This is a genomic window from Pseudomonas sp. NFACC43, assembly GCF_900119645.1.
In the GTDB taxonomy this organism is placed as follows: Bacteria; Pseudomonadota; Gammaproteobacteria; order Pseudomonadales; family Pseudomonadaceae; genus Aquipseudomonas.
Genome location: NZ_FPKK01000002.1, coordinates 112754 through 137227, shown reverse-complemented (window position 1 = coordinate 137227; position 24474 = coordinate 112754). Strand labels below are relative to the sequence as shown.

21 protein-coding genes are annotated in these 24474 nt (G+C 61.2%); 9 read left to right on the top strand and 12 right to left on the bottom strand.

Translation table 11 applies throughout. From position 1 onward, the window contains the following. Positions 1 to 31 precede the first annotated feature (31 nt). From BT179_RS04565 to BT179_RS04545, 5 genes are read right to left on the bottom strand one after another with little or no spacing between them, the layout of a single operon-like run. Positions 32 to 844 carry a class I SAM-dependent methyltransferase gene (locus tag BT179_RS04565; protein WP_072397366.1) on the bottom strand — a complete coding sequence of 271 codons (813 nt, stop codon included), beginning with the start codon at positions 842 to 844 and terminating at the stop codon, positions 32 to 34. Further along, positions 838 to 1992, bottom strand: a complete 1155-nt coding sequence (locus tag BT179_RS04560) for an acyltransferase family protein (protein ID WP_072397585.1) — start codon at positions 1990 to 1992, stop codon at positions 838 to 840. The genes BT179_RS04565 and BT179_RS04560 overlap by 7 nt, the downstream gene beginning before the upstream one ends. Beyond that, the gene (locus tag BT179_RS04555; protein ID WP_072431337.1) at positions 1989 to 2870 is read right to left on the bottom strand and encodes a class I SAM-dependent methyltransferase; all 882 of its coding nucleotides are present in this window, start codon (positions 2868 to 2870) and stop codon (positions 1989 to 1991) included. The genes BT179_RS04560 and BT179_RS04555 overlap by 4 nt, the downstream gene beginning before the upstream one ends. After that, positions 2867 to 4159: a glycosyltransferase gene (locus BT179_RS04550; RefSeq protein ID WP_072431336.1), complete on the bottom strand. Its 1293-nt coding sequence runs from the start codon at positions 4157 to 4159 to the stop codon at positions 2867 to 2869. The genes BT179_RS04555 and BT179_RS04550 overlap by 4 nt, the downstream gene beginning before the upstream one ends. Then, the gene (locus BT179_RS04545; protein WP_072431335.1) at positions 4153 to 5790 is read right to left on the bottom strand and encodes a glycosyltransferase; all 1638 of its coding nucleotides are present in this window, start codon (positions 5788 to 5790) and stop codon (positions 4153 to 4155) included. The genes BT179_RS04550 and BT179_RS04545 overlap by 7 nt, the downstream gene beginning before the upstream one ends. 407 nt (positions 5791 to 6197) lie before the next feature. On the opposite strand from BT179_RS04545, the gene BT179_RS04540 reads away from it, so the two are divergent. Genes BT179_RS04540 through BT179_RS04505 form a run of 8 tightly spaced genes read left to right on the top strand, consistent with a single transcriptional unit; the run spans position 6198 to position 15196 of the window. Further along, complete coding sequence (locus BT179_RS04540) at positions 6198 to 7112, top strand: GDP-mannose 4,6-dehydratase (protein ID WP_072431334.1); 915 nt, start codon at positions 6198 to 6200, stop codon at positions 7110 to 7112. Continuing rightward, complete coding sequence (gene gmd, locus BT179_RS04535) at positions 7109 to 8077, top strand: GDP-mannose 4,6-dehydratase (protein ID WP_072397407.1); 969 nt, start codon at positions 7109 to 7111, stop codon at positions 8075 to 8077. Before BT179_RS04540 ends, gmd begins: the two co-directional genes overlap by 4 nt. Before the next feature lie 3 nt (positions 8078 to 8080). Beyond that, positions 8081 to 9523 carry a mannose-1-phosphate guanylyltransferase/mannose-6-phosphate isomerase gene (locus BT179_RS04530; RefSeq protein WP_072397408.1) on the top strand — a complete coding sequence of 481 codons (1443 nt, stop codon included), beginning with the start codon at positions 8081 to 8083 and terminating at the stop codon, positions 9521 to 9523. After that, a complete protein-coding gene (locus BT179_RS04525) occupies positions 9523 to 10320 on the top strand; it encodes an ABC transporter permease (RefSeq protein ID WP_072397409.1) in 798 nt (265 codons plus the stop codon). Before BT179_RS04530 ends, BT179_RS04525 begins: the two co-directional genes overlap by 1 nt. Continuing rightward, the gene (locus tag BT179_RS04520) at positions 10320 to 11585 is read left to right on the top strand and encodes an ABC transporter ATP-binding protein (protein WP_072431333.1); all 1266 of its coding nucleotides are present in this window, start codon (positions 10320 to 10322) and stop codon (positions 11583 to 11585) included. The genes BT179_RS04525 and BT179_RS04520 overlap by 1 nt, the downstream gene beginning before the upstream one ends. After that, a complete protein-coding gene (locus BT179_RS04515; RefSeq protein ID WP_072431332.1) occupies positions 11582 to 12943 on the top strand; it encodes a glycosyltransferase family 4 protein in 1362 nt (453 codons plus the stop codon). Before BT179_RS04520 ends, BT179_RS04515 begins: the two co-directional genes overlap by 4 nt. Next, positions 12934 to 14064, top strand: a complete 1131-nt coding sequence (locus tag BT179_RS04510; RefSeq protein WP_072431331.1) for a glycosyltransferase family 4 protein — start codon at positions 12934 to 12936, stop codon at positions 14062 to 14064. Before BT179_RS04515 ends, BT179_RS04510 begins: the two co-directional genes overlap by 10 nt. 1 nt (position 14065) lies before the next feature. Continuing rightward, the gene (locus tag BT179_RS04505; RefSeq protein WP_072431330.1) at positions 14066 to 15196 is read left to right on the top strand and encodes a glycosyltransferase family 4 protein; all 1131 of its coding nucleotides are present in this window, start codon (positions 14066 to 14068) and stop codon (positions 15194 to 15196) included. 78 nt (positions 15197 to 15274) lie between these two features. On the opposite strand, the gene BT179_RS04500 is transcribed toward BT179_RS04505, so the two are convergent. After that, positions 15275 to 15901 (bottom strand): glutathione S-transferase family protein, encoded by a 627-nt coding sequence (locus BT179_RS04500; RefSeq protein ID WP_072431329.1) that lies wholly within the window; start codon positions 15899 to 15901, stop codon positions 15275 to 15277. A 126-nt stretch (positions 15902 to 16027) separates the two neighbouring features. Next, a complete protein-coding gene (locus tag BT179_RS04495) occupies positions 16028 to 16930 on the bottom strand; it encodes a LysR family transcriptional regulator (protein ID WP_072431328.1) in 903 nt (300 codons plus the stop codon). A 228-nt stretch (positions 16931 to 17158) separates the two neighbouring features. On the opposite strand from BT179_RS04495, the gene BT179_RS04490 reads away from it, so the two are divergent. Next, positions 17159 to 19372, top strand: a complete 2214-nt coding sequence (locus tag BT179_RS04490) for an LTA synthase family protein (RefSeq protein ID WP_083568901.1) — start codon at positions 17159 to 17161, stop codon at positions 19370 to 19372. A 59-nt stretch (positions 19373 to 19431) separates the two neighbouring features. On the opposite strand, the gene BT179_RS04485 is transcribed toward BT179_RS04490, so the two are convergent. From BT179_RS04485 to BT179_RS04465, 5 genes are all read right to left on the bottom strand, one after another. Beyond that, positions 19432 to 20421, bottom strand: a complete 990-nt coding sequence (locus BT179_RS04485; protein WP_072397455.1) for an aspartate-semialdehyde dehydrogenase — start codon at positions 20419 to 20421, stop codon at positions 19432 to 19434. 73 nt (positions 20422 to 20494) lie between these two features. Beyond that, the gene (gene rarD / locus BT179_RS04480; protein WP_072397457.1) at positions 20495 to 21424 is read right to left on the bottom strand and encodes an EamA family transporter RarD; all 930 of its coding nucleotides are present in this window, start codon (positions 21422 to 21424) and stop codon (positions 20495 to 20497) included. Beyond that, positions 21421 to 22167, bottom strand: coding sequence for an iron-containing redox enzyme family protein (locus tag BT179_RS04475; protein WP_072397459.1), 747 nt, complete (start codon positions 22165 to 22167; stop codon positions 21421 to 21423). The genes rarD and BT179_RS04475 overlap by 4 nt, the downstream gene beginning before the upstream one ends. Before the next feature lie 82 nt (positions 22168 to 22249). After that, on the bottom strand, positions 22250 to 23044 hold the full coding sequence (locus tag BT179_RS04470; RefSeq protein ID WP_072431327.1) for a HalD/BesD family halogenase: 795 nt from the start codon (positions 23042 to 23044) through the stop codon (positions 22250 to 22252). A gap of 58 nt (positions 23045 to 23102) precedes the next feature. Next, complete coding sequence (locus tag BT179_RS04465) at positions 23103 to 24329, bottom strand: cation:proton antiporter domain-containing protein (protein WP_072431326.1); 1227 nt, start codon at positions 24327 to 24329, stop codon at positions 23103 to 23105. Between the last annotated feature and the right edge of the window lie 145 nt (positions 24330 to 24474).

Below are 24474 nucleotides of genomic sequence, written 5' to 3'. Positions count from 1 at the left end.
CCCGGGCATTCTATGAGCAATCAGGTATCGATCAAGGCTTGCGCGCGATGATCACCTGACTCTTGGCCACGACCCCGTCCAGGGCCTGCTTGATCTGCGCGCCCCGAGGCGAATTGAGCACCGCCTGCCAGGTGTCGGCCCAGTGGTTGAGCAATGGATGATCGGCATTGCTGAAATCGACCTTGGCCTCCCAGAACAGCAGCATCCACATTGACCAGTAGAAGCCGTACTGGCTGTGACTCAACACCTCAAGCCCGGCCTCGCTGACCATCGCCTTGAACTGTTCTTCACCGATGATGCGGATGTGATTGGGCTTCTGGAAATATTCCGGGGCGGCAATGTCCTTCTGCAGTTCTTCGGAGCTGGGGTGCGGCACGCTCAACAGGTACAGCGCACCTGGTCGACCGACACGCACCAGTTCGGCGAGGAACTGCGCCGGGTCGTCGACATGCTCGATCACCTCCGTGGACACCACCCGCGTGGCCGTGCCGTCGGCGATGGGCAGCGGGTTGCAATCGGTCACGTGGCATTCGATGTCTCGCGCCGGCGTATCGCCCAGGCGCTGGCGCGTGGCCTCGACCTTGGCGGCATCGATATCGGCGATGATGATCTTCGCGCCTCGCATGCCGCAGAAATGCACGTTGCCGCCGTCGCCGCAGCCCACGTCCAGCAAGGTGTCCTGGGGAGTAACCGGGAAGCCGGTGAACAGTTCGCCCGTGCGCTGATTGAACCAGCCGCTGAGCATCGCATCGTGCAGCCCGAGCATATACGGATCGACCTTGTCAGCCGCTGGCGTCGCGGGCGCGGGCGTGCCCGTGGTGAGTTTCTTCAAAAGGCTCAGCATGAAGGGGCTCCAGAGACAGGAAGGACGCAAGGTGCGGCTCGAAGGCGTTCGACCAGTCGAGCACCACGATTGCGCATGGGCATTTCCACCAGCCGGTAGTTGAGTTCGCTCAACAGTCCGATCAGCGACAAGCCGCAAGCCAGGGCCAGCCAGGGATGGCTGGCCAGGTCCGGCGACCCCAACGGGGCAAGACGGAACCACAGCTCGCGCAGCAGGAAAAACACCGGGACGTGGATCAGATAGATCCCGTAGGAACGGCTGCCGACCCAGGTCAGCGCGGCTTTCAGCGGGCTACGGGGCAGCAGGTAATCCCGGTCATAGGACGCGACCCACACCAGCACGGCGCTGAGAACCGCGATGACGCCGAGGCGGTAGAAGGACAGATTGAACTGTTCGGTGGCGAGCCAGGCCATGACGCCGCCAAGACCTGCCAGCAACGCTACGCCAAGACCCGGCCAGCGCAACCACCTGGGCTCGAACCGCCAGTAGCCGGGACGCAGGCTCCAGATCGACAACAATACCCCGAGGGCCAGGGCATCGGTACGCACGACCGACAGCCACACCGCACGCCAGGTGAAAAATTGCACCAGCACTATGGCCAGCAGCACCCAGACCAGGTACCGCCGCGAAACGAACACCAGCAGCGGCAGGATCAGATAGAACTGCTCCTCCAGCGACAGCGTCCAGTACACGAAACTGGCACCGTATTCATAGCGCATGAACGCATCGGCAAAGCGTAGGTTTGCGAACTGCAGGACCCCGGCCAGGGTGGCCTGCACGTTGGCCTGCACACTGCCGAACGCACCGGAACGGTTGAAGAAAAACGCTGCAAGCAGCACCAGCAGCAACCAGAGCCAGGCCGACGGCAACAGACGGAACGCCCGGCGGATCCAGAACGCACGCGTGGCGACCCAGAATTGCCGGAGGCTTGCGCAACCGCGCAGTTGCGGGATCAGGCTACGACCGATGACAAAACCGGATATGGCGAAGAACAGGTCCACGCCCCACCACAATTGGAAGCTACCGGACAGCGCCGCCAGGCCTGGCCATCCACCCGGGAACGGCATGCCTTGTATGTGATGGAACAGCACGCCGATCACGGCAACGGCGCGCAGCAATTCGATGTCCATGATTCGTTTGCTGGTCACGACGGGTCCTCGGCGCAAGGATCGGGTTTACGAGCGATGATGACCTGGCTCTTGGGCATGAACCCATCGAGCACCTGCTTGATCGCCAGGCCGTCGGGTTGCGACAGCAAGGCCTGCCACGCACTCGCCCACGATTGCATCAGCGGCGGGTATGGGGCCTGGATCCGGTCACGAACGGCACCTTCGAGGATGCGTCCGGCCGCCCTTTCGCTGGCCCAGAAGAAGATCATGCCCATGACCCAGAAGAACCCGCTGGCCTGGCGATGTTCGATCACCAGGCCGGCGTCCTCCACCAGCGCGGCGAACTGCTCGGCGTCGAATACCTGCACATGATTGGGGGCCTGGAAATAGGCCGGCGGCGCGATGCCTTGCTGCAAGCGCTCGCCCACCGGCGCCGGCACGCTGAGCAGATACTGCGCCCCCGGGCGACCCATGCGCACCAGTTCAGCCATGAACGGCGCTGGCTGGTCGACATGTTCGAGGACTTCCATGCATACGATCTTGTCCGCGCAGCCATCGGCCAGGGGCAGCGGCAGGCTATTGCTCACCAGCCCCAGGAATGGCGTTGCGGTCGACCTGGCGTGGCGCCCGACCTGGCGGGCCAGGTCGCGCACTTTGTCGTATTCGCTGTCGGTGAAGATCACCGATGCACCCTGGCGCATCCCGAACAACGTGGCCACGCCCTCACCGCAACCCACATCCAGCAACGTGTCGTTGGCGCCGATGGCGAAGCCCTTGAGCAATTCGCCGGTGGCATTGTTGAACCAGCCATCGAGCGTCGCATCGACAAGGCCGACGTCCCGGGGCGAAACAGCAGCCGGCGCAGGCGGCGTGGGCTCCACGGGAGGCCTGAGCCAGGCCATGAGCCGCCGGATCATGATTGCCCGGCGTTCCACTGCCGCCCGGACAACTGCTCGAGAAAGTCCCGCAAGCGCTGCTCGGCGTTGGCCTGGCTGCAGAATTTCTCCAGGCTGCGCACGGCCTGGGCCGACATGCGGCGATAGCGCTCGGGGTCGTTTTTCGCCACGTCATAGCTGGCACGATAGGCCGAACACAACGAGTCCCAATCCGTGACATAGCGCAAGGTTCGAAATGCCGCGCGAGGGTCGTGAGGCCAGGCGGTCAGCTCTTCGGTGGAATCCACCACGAAGGCATTGTCGTGGTCGATGTAGTCGGCCATCGCCGTGTTCAACGGCGCAATCGCCGGCCGGCCACAGGACATGAACTCCATCAGCGGCAGGCACTGCCCTTCGCCGTAGGAACTGTTGACCACATAGCGAGTGGCCTCCACCAGCCGTTCGTAGTCCGCATCGGCCAGGTACCCGTGGATCAGCACGATGCGGCAGCGGTACGTCTGGTTCTTGTAGACGTGGTGCAGCATGTCCTCCAGCGCTTCGGCGACATCGTGGTGAGTCAGCTTGAGCACCAGGGTCGCATCGGCCACGTCGCGAAACGTGGTGCAGAACGCGCTGATCATGTCCTTCCAGTTCTTGCGCCCGTCGTACGGGTTGAACACCGAGGTGTAGATCACGCCGTCCAGCAGCAACTCGTGATCCTGTGCCGGACCATCGAGCACCACCGGGGTGCCGGCCCGGTGCACTGGCGGGCCATAGGGCCGCAGGTCGGTGGTGCGGCTGTCGATCAACAGGCCGCGCAGTTGCAGACGCATGTGCTCCACCGTCGGTCTTTGCGCCAGCAGCGCACCACGGGCCGCAAAGCGATCCCAGACCGGCGCGGCAATGGCGACGATGGGAAAGTCGGCACCCATCGCCGCGCGGACAGTGTCGACGGTGAAACTGGAATGGGTGATCGCCCTGCCTGTCGCGCCGAGCACCGTGCGCCAGTCGTGCCGAGGTTCGCCCAGCCAGCTTTCAGTGGGAATCGTGCTGAACTCCCAGGCAAATACCGGAACCGTCGGACAGGCATAGTGGACCGCGGTGCGGTGGGGCGGGGAAAACGACAGGAACACACACGCCTCGCCGCGCTCCAGGCAGTCGGCATAAAGCTGATCCACTTCGTCGTCCGGCCGGGTCACTTCGATCACCCGCCCCAGCCGTTCCAGAACCGGGCGAAACTCCTTGAGCACGAAGTAATAGCTGTATTCGGGCTTGCCTAGGTTTTCCAGGATATTGCTCTGGTTGGTTTCCGAATAAATGATGATCAGCATGAGGCGGCCCCCGCTTCGATCACGTCCGGCAATGGATCGTCGCAACCGGGCGCCGCCAGGAAATCCGCCAGGCGTTGGCGCACCGGGTCGAAACCGCAATAGCCGCGCATGCGCTCGCTCGCTGCCAAGGCCATGGCCTGGTAGGCCTGGGGCTGATGCCGGGCCAGGGCGTAGCTCTGCTGGTAGGCAAGTTTCAACGAACCCCAGTCGGGCCGATGGCGCAAGGTGCGGTAAAGGATGCGCGAATCTTCCGGCCAGATGGTCGGCTCGCGGCTGGACTTGACGATAAAGGCCACCTGGGGATCGATGTAGTCACGCATCGCCGTGTGGTCCGGGGCGATCGCCGGCCGGGCGCAGGACATGAACTCCATCAGCGGCAGGCACAGCCCTTCGCAACGGGAGGCATTGACATAGAAACTCGCCGCGCCATACAGCCGGGCGAACTGCTCGTCCTCCAGGAATCCATGCATCACCACGACTCGGCAACTGAACGGCGACAACTGGGACAACAAGGTGAGCAGCTCGACGTAATAGGTCGACAGGTCGTTCTGGGTCATTTTCAACACCAGCGTGGCATCCTCGACGTCCCGCAGGCCCCAGCAGAAGGCCGTGATGAGGTGATGCCAGTTCTTTCGACCGTCATCGGGGTTGAACACGCTGACGTACACCACTCCGCTGACTTCGGTTTCCACCCTCTGGCTGGTATCCGGCAGGATTGCCTGGGGATGTTCGGGCGGTGTCGGCTCGGCGATGTGCAACGCAACGTCCAGCACGGGCGCGGCCGGCCCCCTCAGAAGCCGGCTCACGGCAATGCGCACGGGCACCGGCACCAGGTCACGCACCGCTTCGCGGTACCAGCACAGCAGGTTGTGCCTGACCAGCCACAACGGTCCTTGCTCGCTGTCGTCCCTGAAGGCGCGGAGGATTTCGCGCAAGTAATGACGGCTGAGAAATGCACGACGTCGCCAGGTCGGGGCTGGCGTCTCGATGAGCGGTTGGACGACGTCCTCAGGAGGAGCCTGAGGTACGACAGGATCCGCCGGCGGCGCGTCTTCGAGAAGGGGCGCGATCAAACCGTCCGCCGACAGGCCAAGGGGTCGGCTGTCGATGATGCATCCCTTGATCTCCAGGACCGTGCCCGGATTGATGGGCGTACTCGGGTACTGTTCACGAATCGCCGCGAAACGCTCCCACAGCGGTGTCGGCAGGACCAGCACCGGGAAATCCTCGCCCAGCGACCTGCGGATTGCTTCGGCCGTATGACTGGACAAGGTAATGACGCGGCCATGGCGGGCCAGCGTACGGCTCCAGTCATGGCGCAAATCGTTGTCCCAGTGCTCGGCCGGAATCGAATCGAACTCCCAGGCCACCACGCAGACCATCGGGCAAAGCAGGTCGGTGGGGGTCTTGTGGGGCGGTGAAAACGAGAGAAACAGGCAATCCTCTCCGGACTGCTGCAAGGTCTGATACAGCGGATCGACTTCGGCGACCGATGCCACCACATGTACCCGCCCCAAGCTTTCGAGCACGGGGCGATAAGCCTTGAGTACGAAGTAATAGCTGTACTCAGGGCGGCCAAGGCTCTGGCTGATGGAGTGATCGTTTACGTCCGAGTAAATGATGAAGTTCATGGCATCCCATCAGGAAGCCGCAATCCCGGCAACTTCCTTTCATGACGGTGGTGGACCGCACCGCGCTTGTCGAGTGTCCACCAGCCCGTCTCGTTCTTGTTATTAGCGGCCTGCACCCTGTCGTTCGAATCGAAATCGAACCGGGGCAGCCATATTGACGAGGGGCATTCTAAACACATCCTCCCAAGGTTCGTGAACCGCTCGGCGAGAATAAAACGACTATAAATATGAGAACTGACCGGTCACGACTTGCAGTGTTGAAATTGCCGCAAAATTGGCACAGATTGATAAGCAAATAATTACAAAACCCTTCATCTGGGCTGTTTTTGGGAATGATTTCTCCGAACTTACGGATATTTCCTACTTATCCAGCGACAGACGAAGTTTTGCCTCAAGAGGGCTGATGCTTGAAAAAACGTCTGTTCGTTACGGGCCTCGGCGGTTTCGTGGGACGTCATATCAAATCGCGCCTGGATACCTGCGCTTGCACGTGGCAAGTGATGCCCGTGTCCGCTCGCTACGACCTCACTGATGGCAAGACCCTGGAAAATCTCTGGTCGCACGTGCCTGATGCGGTGATACACCTCGCCGGCCAGACATTCGTTCCCGAAGCCTTTCGCGATCCGGCGCGCACTCTGCAGATCAATCTGCTTGGCACCCTGAATCTGCTTCAGGCCCTCAAGGCCCGGGGATTCACTGGCACGTTCCTGTATGTCAGCTCCGGCGATGTCTACGGCCAGGTCGGCGACCACCAGTTGCCGATTACCGAATTGCACCCTCCCGCACCACGCAACCCTTATGCCGTGAGCAAGCTTTCCGCCGAGCTGCTGAGCCTGCAATGGGGCATGAGCGAAGGTTGGCCTGTGATCGTGGCGCGCCCGTTCAATCACATCGGCACCGGGCAAAAGGACAGTTTTGTCATTGCCAGCGCCGCCCGGCAGATCAGCCGTATCAAGCAGGGCCTGCAACCACCCCGCCTGCAAGTGGGGGACATTGACGTCACCCGCGATTTTCTCGATGTAGACGACGTGATCTCGGCCTACCTGGCGCTGCTGGACCAAGGTACGCCAGGACAGATCTACAACATCTGCTCGGGTCGCGAGCAGAGCATTCGCAGCCTGATCGAATACCTGGGCGATCTTGCCCAGGTCGATGTGCAACTGATCCAGGACCCCGCGCGTCTTCGCCGCGCGGAACAACGACGCGTGTGTGGCAGCCCTGCCAAGCTCCGACAAGCCACTGGATGGACACCTGAAACAACAACACAACAATCCTTGCGGGCGATCCTGTCCGACTGGGAGATACGGGTACAAAAAGAATGAAAAGTGCATTGATCACAGGGATAACCGGCCAGGATGGCGCGTATCTGGCCAAGTTGTTGCTCGACAAGGGGTATAAGGTCCATGGTCTGGTGGCGCGACGCAGCAGCGATTCGCGCTGGCGTCTGCGAGAGATGGGTATCGAAGACGCGATCGTTTACCTGGATGGCGATATGGCCGACGCCTGTTCGGTGCAACGGGCGGTCATCAAGGCCGCGCCGGACGAGGTGTACAACCTGGCGGCCCAGAGCTTTGTCGCGGCCTCGTGGGACCAACCGGTCACCACGGGCATCGTCGACGGGCTGGGGGTGACCCACCTGCTCGAAGCCGTTCGCCAGTTCAGTCCGGGCACCCGCTTCTACCAGGCGTCCACCAGTGAAATGTTCGGCCTGATCCAGGCCGAGCAACAGGATGAACATACGCCGTTCTACCCACGCAGCCCTTATGGCGTCGCGAAGCTGTACGGACACTGGATCACCGTCAACTATCGCGAAAGCTTCGGCCTGCATGCCAGCAGCGGCATCCTGTTCAACCATGAATCGCCCCTGCGCGGCATCGAGTTCGTGACCCGCAAGGTCACCGACGCGGCGGCCCGCATCAAGCAGGGCAAGCAGCAGGAATTGCGACTGGGCAACATCGACGCCAAGCGCGACTGGGGCTTTGCTGGGGATTATGTCGAAGCCATGTGGCTGATGCTGCAGCAGGACAAACCCGACGACTACGTGGTCGCTACCGGCGTCACCACGACCGTGCGGGAAATGTGCAGGATCGCCTTCGAACATGTGGGCCTGGATTACCGCGACTTCGTGAAGATCGACCCGGCGTTTTTCCGCCCGGCCGAGGTCGAGGTGCTGCTCGGCAACCCGGCCAAGGCGAAAAGAGTCCTGGGGTGGAAGCCCAGGACCGATCTCGACACCCTGATCCGCATGATGATGGATGCGGACATGAAACGCGTCGCCAAGGAGTAGGCCATGCTGATTCCCGTGATTCTCTCCGGCGGTGCCGGGACGCGGCTGTGGCCGGTATCCCGCGAGGGCCAACCCAAGCCGTTCATGCGCCTGCCCGATGGCCAGTCCCTGCTGGGCAAGACCTACCGTCGCGCCGCCAGCCTGTTCGATGGCCGGGGCGACATTGTCACCGTGACCAATCGCGAGTACTACTTCCAGAGCCGCGACCACTATCAAAGCGCCAATCTGACCCGCCATCGCGGTCATTTCGTGCTCGAACCCACGGGTCGCAACACCGCGCCGGCCATCGCCACGGCGACGCTCGCGGTGCAGGCCATGCATGGGGACGATGCCATCCTGATGGTGATGCCTGCCGATCATCTGATCCGCGACGAAGCCGCTTTCAAGGCCTCGGTGGAGCACGCCATGGAACTGGCCAAAGGCGGCCACCTGGTGACCTTCGGCGTACTGCCTGCCACGCCGGAAACCGGTTTCGGCTATATCGAACGGGGCAAGCCCCTGGATACCAAAGGTGCGGCCAAGGTCGTGCGCTTCGTCGAGAAACCCGATCTGCAGACCGCCACTCAGTATCTGGAGAGCGGTCGGTTCCTGTGGAATTCGGGCATGTTCTGTTTTTCCGTCAAGACCCTGCTCGCCGAGTTGCAGATCCACGCCCCCGAACTGCTCGAACAGGCCCGGGCCTGCGTGGCGGTCAGCACTGCCGTGGAAACCTCGGGCTGCGTGCAGCAGGAGCTGTCCGCCACCCATTTCGCCGAGATGCCGGATATCTCCATCGACTATGCCCTGATGGAACGCTCCGGCAATGTCGTGGTGATCCCGGCGGCCTTCGACTGGAGCGACATAGGTTCCTGGAGCGCCGTCGCCGGGCTGGTGCCCGCCGATGCCCAGAACAACCGCGTCAGCGGCGAGGCGCTGTTTATCGACAGCCGGAACAATTACGTCCAGGGCGAAGGCCGGCTGGTGGCCACACTGGGTGTGGAAAACCTGATCATCGTCGACACCGCCGACGCCATCCTGGTCGCCCACGCCGACCGCGCCCAGGACGTACGCTGCGTGGTACGCCAGCTCAAGGACAAGGAGCACGAATCCTACCGCCTGCATCGCACCGTCAGCCGCCCCTGGGGCAGCTACACCGTGCTGGAACAGGGCCCGCGCTTCAAGATCAAGCGCATCGTGGTCAAGCCCGGCGCGGCACTGTCACTGCAGATGCACCATCACCGCAACGAGCATTGGGTGGTGGTCGAAGGCATGGCCAAGGTCACCAATAACGGCTCCGACCCACACCTGGTGGCCAAGAACGAATCCACGTTCATCCCCGCCGGACATCGCCACCGCCTGGAAAACCCGGGGGTGATCGACCTGGTGATCATTGAGGTGCAGAGCGGCGAATACCTGGGCGAAGATGACATCGTCCGCTTCGAAGACCACTACGGCAGGGCCGTCTGATGCTGCTGACCCTGCATCGCGCCCTGTGGGGCTATCGCGGCTTCATCCTGGGCAGCGTCAAGCGCGAATTCCAGGCCCGGTACCGCAACTCGCTCTTCGGGGCGCTGTGGACGGTGCTCAACCCGCTGTCGATGATCCTGGTCTACACCGTGATCTTTTCCCACATCATGCGTGCGCGCCTGCCGGGGGTGGAAGACGGCATGGCCTACAGCGTCTACCTCTGCGCCGGCTTGCTCACCTGGGGTTTCTTCGCGGAAATCACTACCCGCAGCCAGGGCATGTTTCTGGAGAATGCCAATCTGCTGAAGAAGATCAGTTTCCCCAGGATCTGCCTGCCACTGATCGTGCTGCTCAACGCGGGGATCAATTTCGCGATCATCCTCGGGCTGTTCCTCGGCTTTCTCCTGTTGACCGGCCGCTGGCCTGGCATGGCGTTGCTGGCATTGCTGCCGTTGCTGGCGGTGCAGATGATATTCGCCGCAGGGCTGGGCCTGCTGCTGGGGATCCTCAACGTCTTTTTCCGCGATGTGGGCCAGTTGTTCGGCATCTGCCTGCAGTTCTGGTTCTGGCTCACACCGATCGTTTATCCGATCACCATCCTGCCAGAGCCGATCCAGCGATTGCTGGCCCTCAATCCCATGACCGCACTGATGCAGGGCTACCAGAACCTGTTTCTTTACAACCAGTGGCCGGCCTGGCAGTCCCTGCTGCCGTTGCTGGTCGCCGGGTTGCTGCTGTGCGTGCTGGGCTTGCGGATGTTTCGCCTGCGCGGCGGTGAAATGGTGGATGAACTCTGATGGGATATTTGCACGTCAGTGGCCTGGGCAAGGCCTACAAGCAGTATCCGAACCGCTGGAGCCGGCTGTTCGAATGGCTGATCCCCTTTTCCCGCCAGCGCCATCAGTTGCACTGGGTCCTGCAGGGGGTGGATTTCGAGATCCAGCCCGGTGAAGCCGTGGGGATCGTCGGCGTCAACGGCGCGGGCAAGAGCACGTTGCTCAAGATGATCACCGGCACGACCCAACCCACCTGCGGCCACATCCGGCTGCAGGGGCGTGTCGCCGCGCTGCTGGAACTGGGAATGGGGTTTCACCCGGACTTCACTGGCCGCCAGAACGCCCTCATGGCTGGTCAGTTGCTGGGCATGCAGGTCGAGGAGATCGAAACGCTGATGCCGCAGATCGAAGGGTTTGCCGAGATCGGCGACGCCATCGACCAGCCGGTACGAACCTATTCCAGCGGCATGCAGATGCGCCTGGCGTTCAGCGTCGCCACCGCCCGACGCCCGGACATCCTGATTGTCGACGAGGCCCTGTCGGTCGGCGATGCCTACTTCCAGCACAAGAGCTTCGAGCGCATCCGCAGCTTCCGCAAGGCCGGGACCACGCTGTTGATCGTGTCCCACGACCGCTCGGCGATTCAATCAATCTGCGACACCGCCATCCTGCTTGAAAACGGGCGCATGGCCATGCGCGGCAAGCCGGAAGAAGTGATGGATTACTACAACGCCATGCTGGCCCAGCGCGAAGGCCAGGTGGTGCGCCAGGAGATGCTCGCCAATGGCCAGGTGCGTACCATCTCCGGTACTGGCGAAGCCGGCATCCTCGACGTTCAATTGCTCAACAGCCAGGGACAACCGGTGGAAGTGGCTGAAGTCGGCCAGCCCGTGGTGTTGCAGGTCCGGGTCGAAGTGCGCCAGGACATCGAGCGGCTGGTGCTGGGATTTTTGATCAAGGACCGCCTGGGACAACCCATGTACGGCATCAATACCCATCGCCAGGACCAGGCCGTGACCGACCTGCTGGCCGGCGAACACGTCACTTTCCGTTTCAATTTCGACATGCGCCTGGGCAAGGGCAACTATTCCGTGGCGTTGAGCCTGTCGCGCCTGGATTCACACCTGGATCGCAATTTCGAGTGGCGCGACTACGGGCTGGTGTTCCACGTCATCAACAACCGTCAGGAAGACTTCGTCGGCTGCTCCTGGCTCCAGGCCCGTACCAGCATCCAGAGGCAAGGCCTGTCCACCACCGAAGCTTTAACACAAGAGGAGCTGCCATGAGCCGCCTGCTGGTGGAATGCACCTACGTCTATGAAAACCCGAAGGCCAACTCCGGCATCCAACGAGTCGTGCGCAATGTGGTTCACGAACTGCAAGCAAGAAACCAGGAGCGCGAGTGCTTGCCTGTGGTAATGCTCAAGGGCAAGCTCTACGAAGTAAAAAGCCTTATACCACTGCCCTACAAAGGGCTGGACCTGGTCAGCCTACGCGGGTGGCTGGAGCGCGCAGCCAATCTTTTCTGGCTCAGACACCGGACCCTGGAATCACGACGCCCCTTCAGCCACTCCCGGTGGGCCAGAGGCCTGTTGTACATTGGCTGCCGGCTGTTTGTCTTCGGTTGCCTGAGTCTTCCGATCCGCTTGATCGATCACCTCCTCAGGCGTAACCCCGCCCCGAAACGCATCGTGCCCCTGCAACACCGGCCCGACGACATCCTGGTATTGCTGGACTCCTCCTGGCACGCGGACTTCTTTCCGCTGGCCGAGCAGCTCAAGCGCGATGGCGTCCGGATCGTTTCGGTGATCTACGACCTGATCCCCCTGACCCATCCGCAATTCTGCGACGAAGGATTGGTCAAGGTGTTCAACCGCTGGTTCGACTGGATCGCCCGCACGGCTGACGGCTATGTCGCCATTTCCGCCACCATCCGGGACCAGGTACGCCAGGAAATGGTGCGCCGTATCGGCGAACAGCGCGTGGAGGAGCGCTGGTTCGACTATTTCCACCTGGGCAGCGAACTGGACCTGGCGGACGCCGATGGCGCCGTTGACCGGGAGCTACAGCGCCTGTTCGAGCAGCCCGAACCGGTGTTCCTGATGGTCAGCACCATCGAACCACGCAAGAACCACGCGTACCTGCTCGATGCATTCGAACGGGCCTGGGCTGCCGGCTCGCAGGCACGGCTGTGCATCATCGGGAAGATCGGCTGGAAATGCGAAGCCCTGATCGAACGCATCCGTCGCCATCCACAACTGCATCGGCGCCTGTTCGTGTTCAACGATGCCTCGGACCAGAGCCTGGAACACGCTTACCTGCAAGCCACCGCATTGGTGTTTCCGTCCTATGTGGAAGGCTTTGGCCTGCCGTTGGTCGAAGCCATGCAGCGCGGGCTTCCGGCGATGGGCAGCGACATCGAGGTGTTTCGCGAAATCGGGGGTGAATTCATGGCCTATTTCGATCTCGACGATCCTCAAAGCCTGGCGGACCTGGTCACCGGCATGGAGCACAGCGGCGTTTTTCCGGCCACCCGCCCCTTGGATCAATGGCAATGGTTGAGTTGGCGCCAGGCCAGTGAGCAACTGGTGGAACGCATCGAGCGACACAATGTGCTCGCCGACAGAGAACCGGTATGCGGATAGCCCTCAATGCACAAATCCTCAGGGGGCCTCGCACCGGCATCGGCCACTATGTGGCGGAACTGGCCACCGCCCTGGCCCGGGAACCGGACGTGCAGCTGTCCTTGTTCCATGGCTGGGGCTGGAGTTCACAGCTGCCGCAAGCGACCCTGCCGGGTTATTCGCGCCTTGCTCCCCTGCTTCGACAGGTTCCAGGCGCGTATCGGGCGCGACGCTGGATGGAACAGCGGCGCTTCGATCAACGTCGCTGCGAGACCATCGACCTGTACCACGAGCCAAGCCTGTGGCCGCTGGCTTTCGAAGGGCCTACGGTCATGACCCTGCATGACCTGACTCACCTGCGCCACCCCGATACGCAACCGCCGGCGCGGCTCAGGGAAATCGAGCGGCGGCTGGACCATGCGGTGCAACAGGCGCAATTGATCCTGACCGACTCGCAGTTCATCGCCGACGAAGCACAGCGGCATTTCGGCCTGCCGACCGAGCGCTTCAGGGTTGCCCCGCTGGGGGTTGCGGCGCGCTTCCACCCGCGCAGCCCTGAGACGGTCGATTCCGTGCTCAAGGCCCATGGCCTGGAAGCAGGCCGCTACTTCCTATGTGTCGGCACCCTGGAACCGCGCAAGAACCTGTCGTTGGCCCTACGGGCGCACGCTGGGTTACCTGAATCCATCCGTCAGGCTTTTCCTTTGTTCATTGTGGGAATGAGCGGATGGCAACACGCACAACTCAACGACGAGTTGAAAAAGGCCATGGCCAGCGGTCATGTTTGCCTGGCAGGTTACCTGCCCGATGAACAGGTCGCCCATTTACTGGCGGGGGCCAGGGCATTGATCTTCCCATCGCTTTATGAAGGCTTCGGCCTTCCGTTGCTGGAAGCCATGGCCAGCGGCATACCGGTCATCACGACCCGTTGCTCGGCGATGCCGGAAGTGGCCGGGAGCGCAGGCAATTATTGCCAGCCCGACGATCCGCAAGGCATGCGTGACGCCATGTGCCGGTTGATAGAGGATCGGTTGCATTGGCAGGCCTGTCAGGAAGCAGGACTGCAACAAGCGGCCCTTTTTACTTGGGAACGGTGTGCGAAGATAACTGCCCAGGCATATCGCCAGGTGTTGGGAGGCTGAATTGCGAGTCCTGCATTTCTATAGAACTTATCTACCCGACTCCATTGGCGGCATCGAACAGGCCATCTTCCAACTATGCGACAGCACCGACCGATTGAACATCGATAACACGGTGCTGACTCTGAGCGAACATCCCGCCCTCGGGCCGATCAGGATCCATGGGCATGATGTCCATCAGACCCGGATGGATTTCCAGCTGGCTTCCACCGGTTTCTCCTACAGCGTGTTCAGGAAGTTTCGCGAACTGGCCGCTGAAGTCGACGTGATCAACTACCACTTCCCCTGGCCAATGATGGACCTGGTGCACTTCTGCAGTTTCATAAAAAAGCCCTACGTCGTGACCTACCATTCGGACATCGTTCGCCAGCGGCACCTGCTCAAGTTGTATCGTCCCTTGATGCGGCGCTTTCTCAACGACGCCGATCGCATCGTCGCAGCGTCTCCCAACTATGTGGAGACCAGCGAGGTACTAAGGGCCTATCGCGAAAAGACCCGGGTCATCACCTATGGCTTGAACAAAGCCCGTTATCCACAACCCGACGCCGAGCGCATGGCCCGGTGGAGGGCGAAACTGGGTGAACGCTTCTTCCTGTTCGTTGGTGTGATGCGTTACTACAAGGGCCTGCATATCCTGCTCGACGCCCTCAAGGGGGTGGATTATCCGGTCGTCATCGTGGGAGCAGGTCCATTGGAAAAGGCATTGCATGCCCAAGCGGCGGCGCTGGGGCTACGTAACTTGCATTTTCTCGGCTACCAGGGGGACGAGGACAAAGTGGCCCTGCTGGAACTGAGCTACGCCATCGTGTTTCCTTCGCACCTGCGCTCCGAAGCCTTCGGGATCTCCCTGCTCGAAGGCGCGATGTACGGCAAGCCGATGATCTCCAGCGAGATCGGTACGGGCACCAGCTACATCAATATCCATAACGAAACCGGTCTTGTCGTCCCCCCCAGTCAGCCCGAGGCATTGCGTGAGGCGATGCGCACCTTGTGGGAAAACCCCACCAGGGCCCAGGAAATGGGTATCAAGGCAGAAGCCCGCTACAAGCAGTTGTTCACCGCTGAAGAAATGGGCCGCAAATGGGTGGAGTTGTATGAAGGGCTGCTGCAGGAAAAAGCGCTCAGCTATGCCTGAAAAGGTCTTTCTGCGAAGGGGAAACAAGCCAAAGGGGTGAGAGGAACCGTCCCCCCACCCCAGATGATGACCACTTCTTCAGGCATGTGCTTGCAGGCCCACGGCGGTACGCGGCATGCCCACGAACCCTGGCAAGGCTTCGATGCGCGCCAGCCAGGCACGCACATGAGGGTATTGCTCGAGGGATACATTGCCTTCCGGAGCATGGGCAATGTAGGTGTAGCCAGCGATGTCGGCAATCGTCACGGCATCACCCGCCAGATAAGCGCTACCACCCAGATGCTGGTCGACCACCTTGAGCAATGCGTGGGAGCGGGCAATCACATCTTCGGCGTTGTAAGACGCGCCGAACACCGTGATCAGGCGTGCGGTGGCTGGCCCCGAATGAATCGGCCCGGCCGCCGCCGACAACCAGCGCTGCACCTGGGCAGCACCGACCGGATCGGTGGGCAGCCAGCGACCTTCGCCATATTTCTGTGCCAGGTACACCAGGATGGCGTTGGAATCGGCCAGTATCACTCCGTCATCGTCAATCACCGGCACCTGCCCGAACGGGTTGATGGCCAGGAAATCCGGTTGCTTGTGCGCGCCTTTGGCCAGGTCGACGAAGATCACTTCGACAGGCAGTTCGAGCAGCGAAAGCATCAGCTGGACACGATGCGCATGGCCGGAAAGGGGGAAATGATAGAGCTTGATGGGTTTCATGGGGCGACTCCGCTGGAAGTGACGCCATCAGCAGAACGGCGTCGATGGGGTCATCTTCCCCTTCCACCGGACATCGGAGAATCACCCGGAAACGCAATCCATCATTTCACCAAGAGAAATAATGCCTCAGCCTTTCAAGGCCGGGTGTTTGCGCAGAGCGTTAACCGTGAAATCGACAAAACTGCGAACCCGCGCCGGCGCATTGCGCCCTCCCTGGTACACCACGTGAATCGGCAGGGGCGGCAGTTCAAAGTCGGCCAGCACGATTTCCAACGCCCCGCTCTGGACCTCACTCGCCACCTGGTAAGACAGGACCCGCGTCATCCCCAGGCCTCGACAGGCCGCCGTGATGGCGGCCTGGTTGGCCGTCACCACCAGGCGGGGCACTGGCCGGACCGTCAACGGTTGCCCGGCGTCGAGGAAGGTCCAATGCCTGATCTGGCCAATGGCCGAAGATGCCACCACCGGCATGCGCTCCAGATCCTCCGGATGCCGGGGCCGGCCATGGCGAGTAAAGAAATCCGGGGATGCGCAAACGACCCGTCGTACTTCGCCGACACGCACCGCATGCTGGTTGCTGTCCGGCAACTCGCCGATCCGCAAGGCAACGTCCATGCCCTCTTCCACCATGCTGACAACTCGATCCAGCAGCAAGGCATTGACGCTGACTTCGGGGTACTGCTGCAGGTAATCCACCAGCACCGGGGTAACGAATGATTGGCCGAACAGCACGGGGGCGGTAATCGTCAGCTGTCCGCGGGGCTGGGCGTGACTGCCGGCCGCCGAGTCTTCTGCCTCTTGCAGGTCGGTCAGGATCCGCCGACAGTCCTCTAGGAAGCGTTGGCCTGCTTCGCTCATATACACATTACGAGTGGTGCGTACCAATAAAGGCGTGCCAATGCGTTGTTCCAACGCGGCCACCGCACGGGTGACACTGGCTGCCGACAATCCGAGACGCCGCGCAGCCGCGGAAAAACCCGACTCCTGGGCCACGGCGACAAACACCTGCATTTCCTGGAACCTGTCCATCCATCCCCCGACGAGAAATCCTGATACAAGTTTTGTGCGCCCCCGAAGCCGCACCGCACGGCCATTGTAGAGGCTCGGGCAAGCGAACCACAGCGCAACGCGCCAGGACAATCGGCCATAGACGGCTTCGCTTGTTACCATTCCCTTTTCAATGACAAGTCAAAACCCTGTGGACAAGCCTGCTTCCCAGGGTTGGTGTGCGGCTGACTCCCTTCAAAGGCCTGTTTCATGAACAAGACTTACCGTGCTTTGACCCATCCCCTCGCCTCCCTTGTCGCCCTGGCCGGATGCGTATTGCTCGTTCCTCTGGTCATGCGCCTGGCGTTGGGCTGGTCCGAGCCCCTGGGTTACCTGTCGGACCTGGGCAGCGGCGGCTTGCTGATCGCGCTGCTCCACCGTCGTCCCGGATGGTTGGTACTGCCCGTACTGCTGGCCTGGAGTGCACTGACATTGGCCAATATCGAACTGATCAGCGCGGTCGGTCGAATGCCCAACCCTTCGGACCTGCATTACCTGCTCGACCCGCAATTCGTCGAGAACTCCACCAGCGGTGGCTTCGCCCATCCCTGGCTGGCAGCCATCCAGCTGACGGCGCTGGTGCTCTGGCTGGCGGTCCAGAAGACTAGCCCACCGCCCCTGGCGCCACGTTTGCCACGCCACGCCTGGGCATTGCCCACGCTACTGTTGCTGGCCCACGGCGCGGTGCAATCCTGGCGCCCCAGCGAGGCAGACCAGTGGAACCTGTTCAACCTGCCCCATCAGCTCGTGACCGCAGGCATTGCCGCCGGGCAGGAACGGGCCCAGCTATGGCTCGACGGCGGTGAAGACGTCCTCACTCCACCAATGGAAGGCCTTACCCGGCTGGACCTCGATGGACAAAGACTGCTGGCAGCGCCGGGGCAGGCGCGCAACGTCCTGATCATTGCCCTGGAAGGCATCCCCGGCGCCTACATAAGCGCCAACCGCCAGGCGTTGAAAAGCAGCTACCAGGAAGACCTGATGCCGCGCCTCAGTGCCTGGGCCGAACGCGGCATGAACACCCCCGATTATGTCCTGCATAGCCACCAGACCATCCGTGGCCTCTATGCAATGCTATGTGGCGACTACGACAAGCTCGACGACGGCACACCCAAGGGTGTCGAGATGCTGAACCAGACCCAGCGCAACCGGGCCTGCCTGCCGGCGCAGCTGCGCCAGCACGGGTTTTCCACTCACTTCCTGCAAGGGGCTGGCCTGCGGTTCATGGCCAAGGACCGGATCATGCCGCATATCGGTTTCGACACGACCCTGGGCATGGAGTGGTTCACCAAGCCGGCCTACCTGGATTTCCCCTGGGGCAAGGACGACAGGACATTCTTCGAAGGCGCGCTGACCTACGTCGGGCAGCTGCAACAAACGGACAAGCCCTGGATGCTCACCCTGCTGACGGTCGGTACGCACCAGCCCTATTCCGCGCCGGAAGACTATTTGCTGCGCTACGACACCGCCAAGCAGGCCGCCGTGGGTTACCTGGACGATGCCCTGGACAGTTTCCTGGCGGGCCTGGAACGCCAGGGCATCCTGGAAAATACGCTGGTGGTCATTACCTCGGACGAGTCCCACGGGCTGGACGACATACGCCTGGCATCGTCCTGGGGGTTCAACCTGACGCTGGCGCCGGAACCGCTGCCCAGAATCAAGCCCGGTGTGCACGGCCATGTGGATCTGACCGCCTCGGTCCTCGATTACTTCGGTTTTGCGGTGCCTACGTCACTGTCCGGCCGCTCGCTGTTCAGGGACTACGCGACGGGTCGGGAAATCATGTCGTTCACCAACGGCAAGCTGCGTTATCACGACGGCAAGGGCACGTTCACCGAGTGCGACTTCCTGCAACGGTGCCGTTATTACGCCAGCGAAGGCTTCGTCGCCGACCAGGCCACCTATGCCGGGCAATACAGCGGCCGGCGCGCCCGGTTGATCAAGGCCCGGGCCGTGGCACTGGACCAGACCCTGCTGCCCACGCCCCTGAACCAGCGCTATCAGTTCGGCAGCTCCGAGAGGATCCCGCTTCCAGCCCAGGTTTCCAACGACTGGACCGATAACCTGATCGGCGCCCAGTACCTGGAAATGCCCAAGGGTTCCCAGACCCGTGTCAGCCTGAATATCCGCGCCGTGGACGCGAACCATGCGGCCTACATTTCCCTCAAGGCCAAGGAGTTCGAACGGGATGTGCCGATGGACCTGCCGACAGACGTGGCGGTGACCTCCGATCAGCCGCTGGTGATGGACATCAGTTTCGATAACCCTCAAGCGCGCAAGGCGTTTTCCTTCCACTTGCTGGGCCATGGGGAGGGTGCCATCGAAATCAGTGACTTCAGCGTCGTCACCGAACTGCCGGAGCAGACGGACCAGCCGGAATACCTGGACGACATGCAGGACGACAGCGAAGCGCAATCCAGTTGAACAAAAAACGCGCAGTCACTGGATGTGGCTGCGCGTTTTCTGTTCAGGGCGTTGATCGATCAGTCATTGACCAACTGCATGATCTCGAACGCGTTCAGCGCCGCACCACGCAGCAGTTGGTCGCCGCTGATGAACAGGTCCAGCCCGTGCTCGCCATAGATCAGGTTGTAGCGGATCCGCCCGACTTCCACGGCGTGCTTGTAGGTAGATGTCATCGGCATCGGGTAGATGCTCTTCGCAGGCTCATCCACCACCTCGACCCCCGGCGCGGCGCGCAACAATTCGCGCACCTGCTCCAGTGACTTGATCGGCTTGCTGAAGCGCAGGCTCAGGCTCTCGGCGTGGGAGCGCAGGGTTGGCACTCGGACGGCGGTGGTGCTGATGGCCAGTTCCGGCTCGTCCAGGACCTTGCGCAGCTCCCAGACCACTTTCATTTCTTCACGGGTGTAGCCGTTGTCTTCGAACGAATCGACCTGGGGAATCACGTTGAACGCCAGGTTATGGGCGAAGTTCTCGCTGCCGTCCTGGTCGCCATAATCGCTGAAGGCCTTGGCCTTCTCCCGCAGTTCCAGCATGGCCGGCTGACCCGCACCGCTGGCGGCCTGGTAGGTGGAGATGATGGCGCTTTCCAGCCCATAGGTGTCATGCAGCGGTCCCAGTACCATCAGCGCGATGGCCGAGGAGCAGTTGGGGTTGGCGATGAGTTTCTCACCCTTGTAGCGCTGGCCGTTGATCGGCGGCACCAGCAGCGGAATGTCCTTGTGGTAACGGAAAGCCGACGAGTTGTCGATGACATAGGAGTTTTCGGCCAGACGCTCGCCATATTCCAGGGCGAAGGAGCCGGAAACACACAGGAAAACGATATCGCACGAGGCACAGCCTTCGACCGAAAAGGGTTCGATCAGGTGCTCGGTATTGCCCGCTTTCAAACGCTTGCCCGCCGAACGCTCAGAGGCCATGCAGACCACTTCGTAATCGGTGTTCTCAAGCAATTGCAGCATGGTCATGCCCACTGCACCGGTACAACCCACTACGGCCACTTTCTTCATTTCGACTCGATTCCCTTATCCAAAACCTTATCCGACAAACCCGCGCCGCCAGGCGGCGGCACGGGCAGGTACGTCATGCCGTGCGCATCTGCACGGACAACCTGGCGGCTGCCGCTGCGCGCTGGACCCGGATGGAGTTCCAGGTAAACAGCGCAAGCGCCAGCCAGATGAACGAGAAAGCCGCCAGTTTCAACGACGAGACCGGTTCACCATAAACGAACGCCGCCAACAGGAAGTTGCAGATTGGCGGGACAAATTGCAAGAAGCCCAGCGTGATCATCGACAGTTGCTTGGCAGCCAGACTGTACCACCACAAAGGCAATACTGTGATCAGCCCCGTCGCAACCAGCAGCAGATCCCGGGTACCCGACTGCAGGAACTGATGCCCCATCCCCTGGGCCTGTGCCCAGAGCAGGAACACTGCCGCGAACGGCAACAGTACCGCGATTTCGAGGGTCTGGATGACCACCGGATCGCCGGGAACCTTCTTCTTGAAGATGCCGTAGAAGGAATAGCAGAAGCCGATGACCAATGCGATCCAAGGGAAGGAATGCAGGTTCAGCAGCTCGAACGCCATGAGGGTCACGCCCGTGACGGCCAGGAAAATGGCCCAGGTCTGCAAGGTCGTGAGGCGCTCCTTGAAGATCAACCGCGACACCACCATGCTCATGATCGGGCTGAGGAAATAGCCGAAAGCCACCTCCAGCACCCGCCCGGTCATGATTCCGTAGATGTACATCAGCCACCACAGCCCCAGCACGGCGGATACGGTGAGCACGTTGGTCGGGCGAACCGTCTTGAGGGTGGAACGCAAGGTTGCGACCCGTGCGGTCACCAGTACCAGGGCCACGAGAAACAGCTCGGCGAACACCACCCGCCACGACAGCAGGTGGTAGGCGTCGAGACCGGCCAGGGGCTTGTACCAGAGTGGGTAGGATCCCCAGAGCAGTGTGGCGCCCAGCCCGAAGGCCACGCCTTGCCCGGATTCGTTCTTGACGGTCATTGACGTACCTCACTGTTGAGTTTGCGCTCGATGCCGTCCCAGTACACTTCCATCAGGTGCAGGTACTGTTCGATGCCCTCGGCGAAAAGACGACGCTCCTCCGGGGTCTGCAGGTGCTTCTCCATGACGTTGAACACGGCATTGGAGTGGCCGACTTCGACTTCCATGTGCAAGGTCCAGAAGAAACGGCCGCGCTCGCTCACGCCTTCCTTGATCAAGCCGTCGTTGTACTTGGAAACCATCGACGCCGACATCGCTTCGTCGGCGAACAGGCCGCCCAGCGCCTTCTGCAGCGGTGGCTTGCTGTAGAGCGCGCAGATACCGTCGTTCAGGGCCTGGGTGCTGGGGAGGCACTTGTAGGAGTCGATCTGCTCTTCGCTGATGCCCTTGTCGAGCAGGAACTTGCGATACAGGTCCGAGTGGGACTGGGTTTCGCCCAGTTCGTCACGGGCGTTGAACGCGATGGTGCGCAATACCGCTTCGTCGCGGGTGATGGTGGAAATGCCACACACGTAGAACGGCAGGTACTTGAAGTAGTGCAAGGTCTCCAGGTACAGCACCTTGCTCTGCTCCGGCGGCAGGCCGTGCTGCGCGTAAGTATTGAGGAACGGGTGTTCGGTGGCCCGGTGCTTGAGGATGTAGTCGATCTGCTCATCCATGAACAGCTTGAGCTCCAGGTCGACACCTTCGTTGCGCACGACGTAGGCGGTTTCGGATTGAAAGGTTTCTTGAGTAATGGACATGGCCTGCTTCCTTGAGCCCCGGGGGCAACGTTGATTCGAATAGAAAACCGGACGGACACCCGTCCGCCCGGTCGTTCACTGGTCAGGCCTCTTCGGCGGTCCTGGCCTTGGTATCCCAGATCACTTCGATACTTTCATGGGCCACGTCGGTGCGGCGGTCGTGGGCGCTGGCCCAGCAGGTGTTGAGAATGATGCGGGTGGTTTCCTGCTGGATCGGCACGACGTGGTGCAGGGTGGTATCGGACTTGAGGAAGTACACGTCGCCCTTGAGGTGGTGATAGGACTTGATCGGATTGTTCAGGATGTATTCCCAGATCCGTGGGTTCTGTTTGTCCCATTCGCTGTGCGGCACGCATTGCAGGACGCCACCGATCGCCGGGTCCTCGGGGGCCTCGATGATCCAGATCATGGTGTAGGGGTAGTCGCCCCAGTGCCAGCCGTGGGTATCGCCTGGATGGCTCAGCTTGGTGATCAGGTACTGCTCCTGCTCCCAGCAGGAGGCCAGGTCGTCGCCGGCGATGTTGCCCAGGAAATTGCGCAGCGATTCAGATTTGTAGAGCGCCGGAATGTATCGGCCACCCTCGGCGATTTCCGGTTGGTTGACGTTATACATCTTGCGATAGGTATTACCGGTCGAGGGAACGGTGACATCGCGACGGACCGAGTACTCATCCAACAGCGCATGAACTTCAGTGTGAACGTTCTGCAGAAGATCCTTGGGGAGAAACGAGAAATTCTTGAAGTTGAAATACCCATCGCGGCGAAATTCATTACGAATCTGCTTCATGCGGTTTTCGTCTTGCAAGAGGGCCTGGAAGTGTTTGGAAAGTTGCTGCTCCATTACCTCGACTACCAGGCTGGATTTTTGTTCGCTCATTTATCGCTCCATTCCATTGTTATCGGTCGGTTGTACAAATCCATGTGGGCACCGTGCATCACGGTTTGCTCAGGGCCCACGAAGAAAACACTTTCCTGTTTTGCAGACTCATCAGCGGACCGGTCATCAGCGTCGTGATGATGGTCATGATCACCAGGGCCGTGAACAGCCCGTTCCCGATGATGCCCATGTCCAGTCCGATCTTGAGCACCACCAGTTCCATCAGCCCGCGGGTGTTCATCAGGGCGCCGACGGTCAACGATGTCGACCAGGAGCACCCCACCAGCCGAGCGCCCAGCCCACTGCCGGCGACCTTGCCGACCACTGCCACCAGGAGGATTACCAGCAATCCCAGGAGGCCCAGGCCGGAGAACGCCGAAGCGGTGGTGCTCAATCCCGCGAGCGTGAAGAAACAAGGCATCAGGATGATCAGCGAGACGTGCTCCAGACGTTCGATGATCATGTCCAGCAACCGCTGCTCCCGTGGCAGGCATAGCCCGAACAGGAAGGCGCCGAACACCGCGTGCACCTGAAGTGCATGGGTCAGGCTGCCGTAGATCAGCACACCGGCCAGCAACGCCACCAGCACCATGGGCTGTGCGAGACGTCCTTCGGCGGCGAGCCAGCGGGCCAGCAGTGGCTTGAGCACCAGGAAAGAGAACGCCACCAGCAGCAACAGACAGGCGCCACGGGCTGCCAGCGCCATCCAGTTACTGTCCTGGCCGTTCACCATCGCCACGGCGGCAATCAGCATCCAGGCCACCACATCGCTCATGGCGGCGGCCAACAAGGCAATCGCACCGGTTTGCGTGCCGAGCATCCCGCGCTCCTTGAGGATCCGCGCCAGCACCGGAAAGGCAGTGACCGAGAACACCGTGCCGATGAAAAGGACGAAGCTCAGCCTGGAGGCCTGGGGCGTGGCGAAATGCTCGAATAACCAGGGGGCAATCGCGGCGCCCAGGGAGAAGGGAATGACAATGCTGAAGCAACCGATGATGATCGCCTTTAAACCAGTCCGGCTCTGGGTCAATGGGAAACGGAACTCGGCACCGATGACGAACATGAACAATAGAATGCCCAGTTCACTCAGTACCTTCAGTTGGGTAATGGCCTGACTATCGAATAGTTGTTGATGGAATACCGGAAACAACTGCCCCAGTACGACGGGCCCCAATACGAAACCGGCAATCATCTCCCCAACCACTTGAGGTTGCCCCAAGCGATTGAATACCGCGCCCAGAAGCTTTGCCGACAACATCACAAACAGTATCTGGATCAGCAACATAGTCCATTCCTTCACAACGTCCAGGTTAATCCGGATACAACCGTCAAACTTCCGCAACGCCATCGCCAGCCAGACAACATCCTTGAGAAACCTCAATGGGGCGCGCGCGCATCAACCACTCGTTCAATCGATTTTTTGTATAAAG

Bases quoted from the DNA above. Each gene is read 5' to 3' on its own strand.
- BT179_RS04565 (WP_072397366.1), bottom strand. From the start codon at position 844: ATGCTGAGCCTTTTGAAGAAACTCACCACGGGCACGCCCGCGCCCGCG.
- BT179_RS04555 (WP_072431337.1), bottom strand. From the start codon at position 2,870: ATGATCCGGCGGCTCATGGCCTGGCTCAGGCCTCCCGTGGAGCCCACG.
- BT179_RS04550 (WP_072431336.1), bottom strand. From the start codon at position 4,159: ATGCTGATCATCATTTATTCGGAAACCAACCAGAGCAATATCCTGGAA.
- BT179_RS04545 (WP_072431335.1), bottom strand. From the start codon at position 5,790: ATGAACTTCATCATTTACTCGGACGTAAACGATCACTCCATCAGCCAG.
- gmd (WP_072397407.1), top strand. From the start codon at position 7,109: ATGAAAAGTGCATTGATCACAGGGATAACCGGCCAGGATGGCGCGTAT.
- BT179_RS04530 (WP_072397408.1), top strand. From the start codon at position 8,081: ATGCTGATTCCCGTGATTCTCTCCGGCGGTGCCGGGACGCGGCTGTGG.
- BT179_RS04525 (WP_072397409.1), top strand. From the start codon at position 9,523: ATGCTGCTGACCCTGCATCGCGCCCTGTGGGGCTATCGCGGCTTCATC.
- BT179_RS04520 (WP_072431333.1), top strand. From the start codon at position 10,320: ATGGGATATTTGCACGTCAGTGGCCTGGGCAAGGCCTACAAGCAGTAT.
- BT179_RS04515 (WP_072431332.1), top strand. From the start codon at position 11,582: ATGAGCCGCCTGCTGGTGGAATGCACCTACGTCTATGAAAACCCGAAG.
- BT179_RS04510 (WP_072431331.1), top strand. From the start codon at position 12,934: ATGCGGATAGCCCTCAATGCACAAATCCTCAGGGGGCCTCGCACCGGC.
- BT179_RS04500 (WP_072431329.1), bottom strand. From the start codon at position 15,901: ATGAAACCCATCAAGCTCTATCATTTCCCCCTTTCCGGCCATGCGCAT.
- BT179_RS04495 (WP_072431328.1), bottom strand. From the start codon at position 16,930: ATGGACAGGTTCCAGGAAATGCAGGTGTTTGTCGCCGTGGCCCAGGAG.
- BT179_RS04490 (WP_083568901.1), top strand. From the start codon at position 17,159: ATGAACAAGACTTACCGTGCTTTGACCCATCCCCTCGCCTCCCTTGTC.
- BT179_RS04485 (WP_072397455.1), bottom strand. From the start codon at position 20,421: ATGAAGAAAGTGGCCGTAGTGGGTTGTACCGGTGCAGTGGGCATGACC.
- rarD (WP_072397457.1), bottom strand. From the start codon at position 21,424: ATGACCGTCAAGAACGAATCCGGGCAAGGCGTGGCCTTCGGGCTGGGC.
- BT179_RS04475 (WP_072397459.1), bottom strand. From the start codon at position 22,167: ATGTCCATTACTCAAGAAACCTTTCAATCCGAAACCGCCTACGTCGTG.
- BT179_RS04470 (WP_072431327.1), bottom strand. From the start codon at position 23,044: ATGAGCGAACAAAAATCCAGCCTGGTAGTCGAGGTAATGGAGCAGCAA.
- BT179_RS04465 (WP_072431326.1), bottom strand. From the start codon at position 24,329: ATGTTGCTGATCCAGATACTGTTTGTGATGTTGTCGGCAAAGCTTCTG.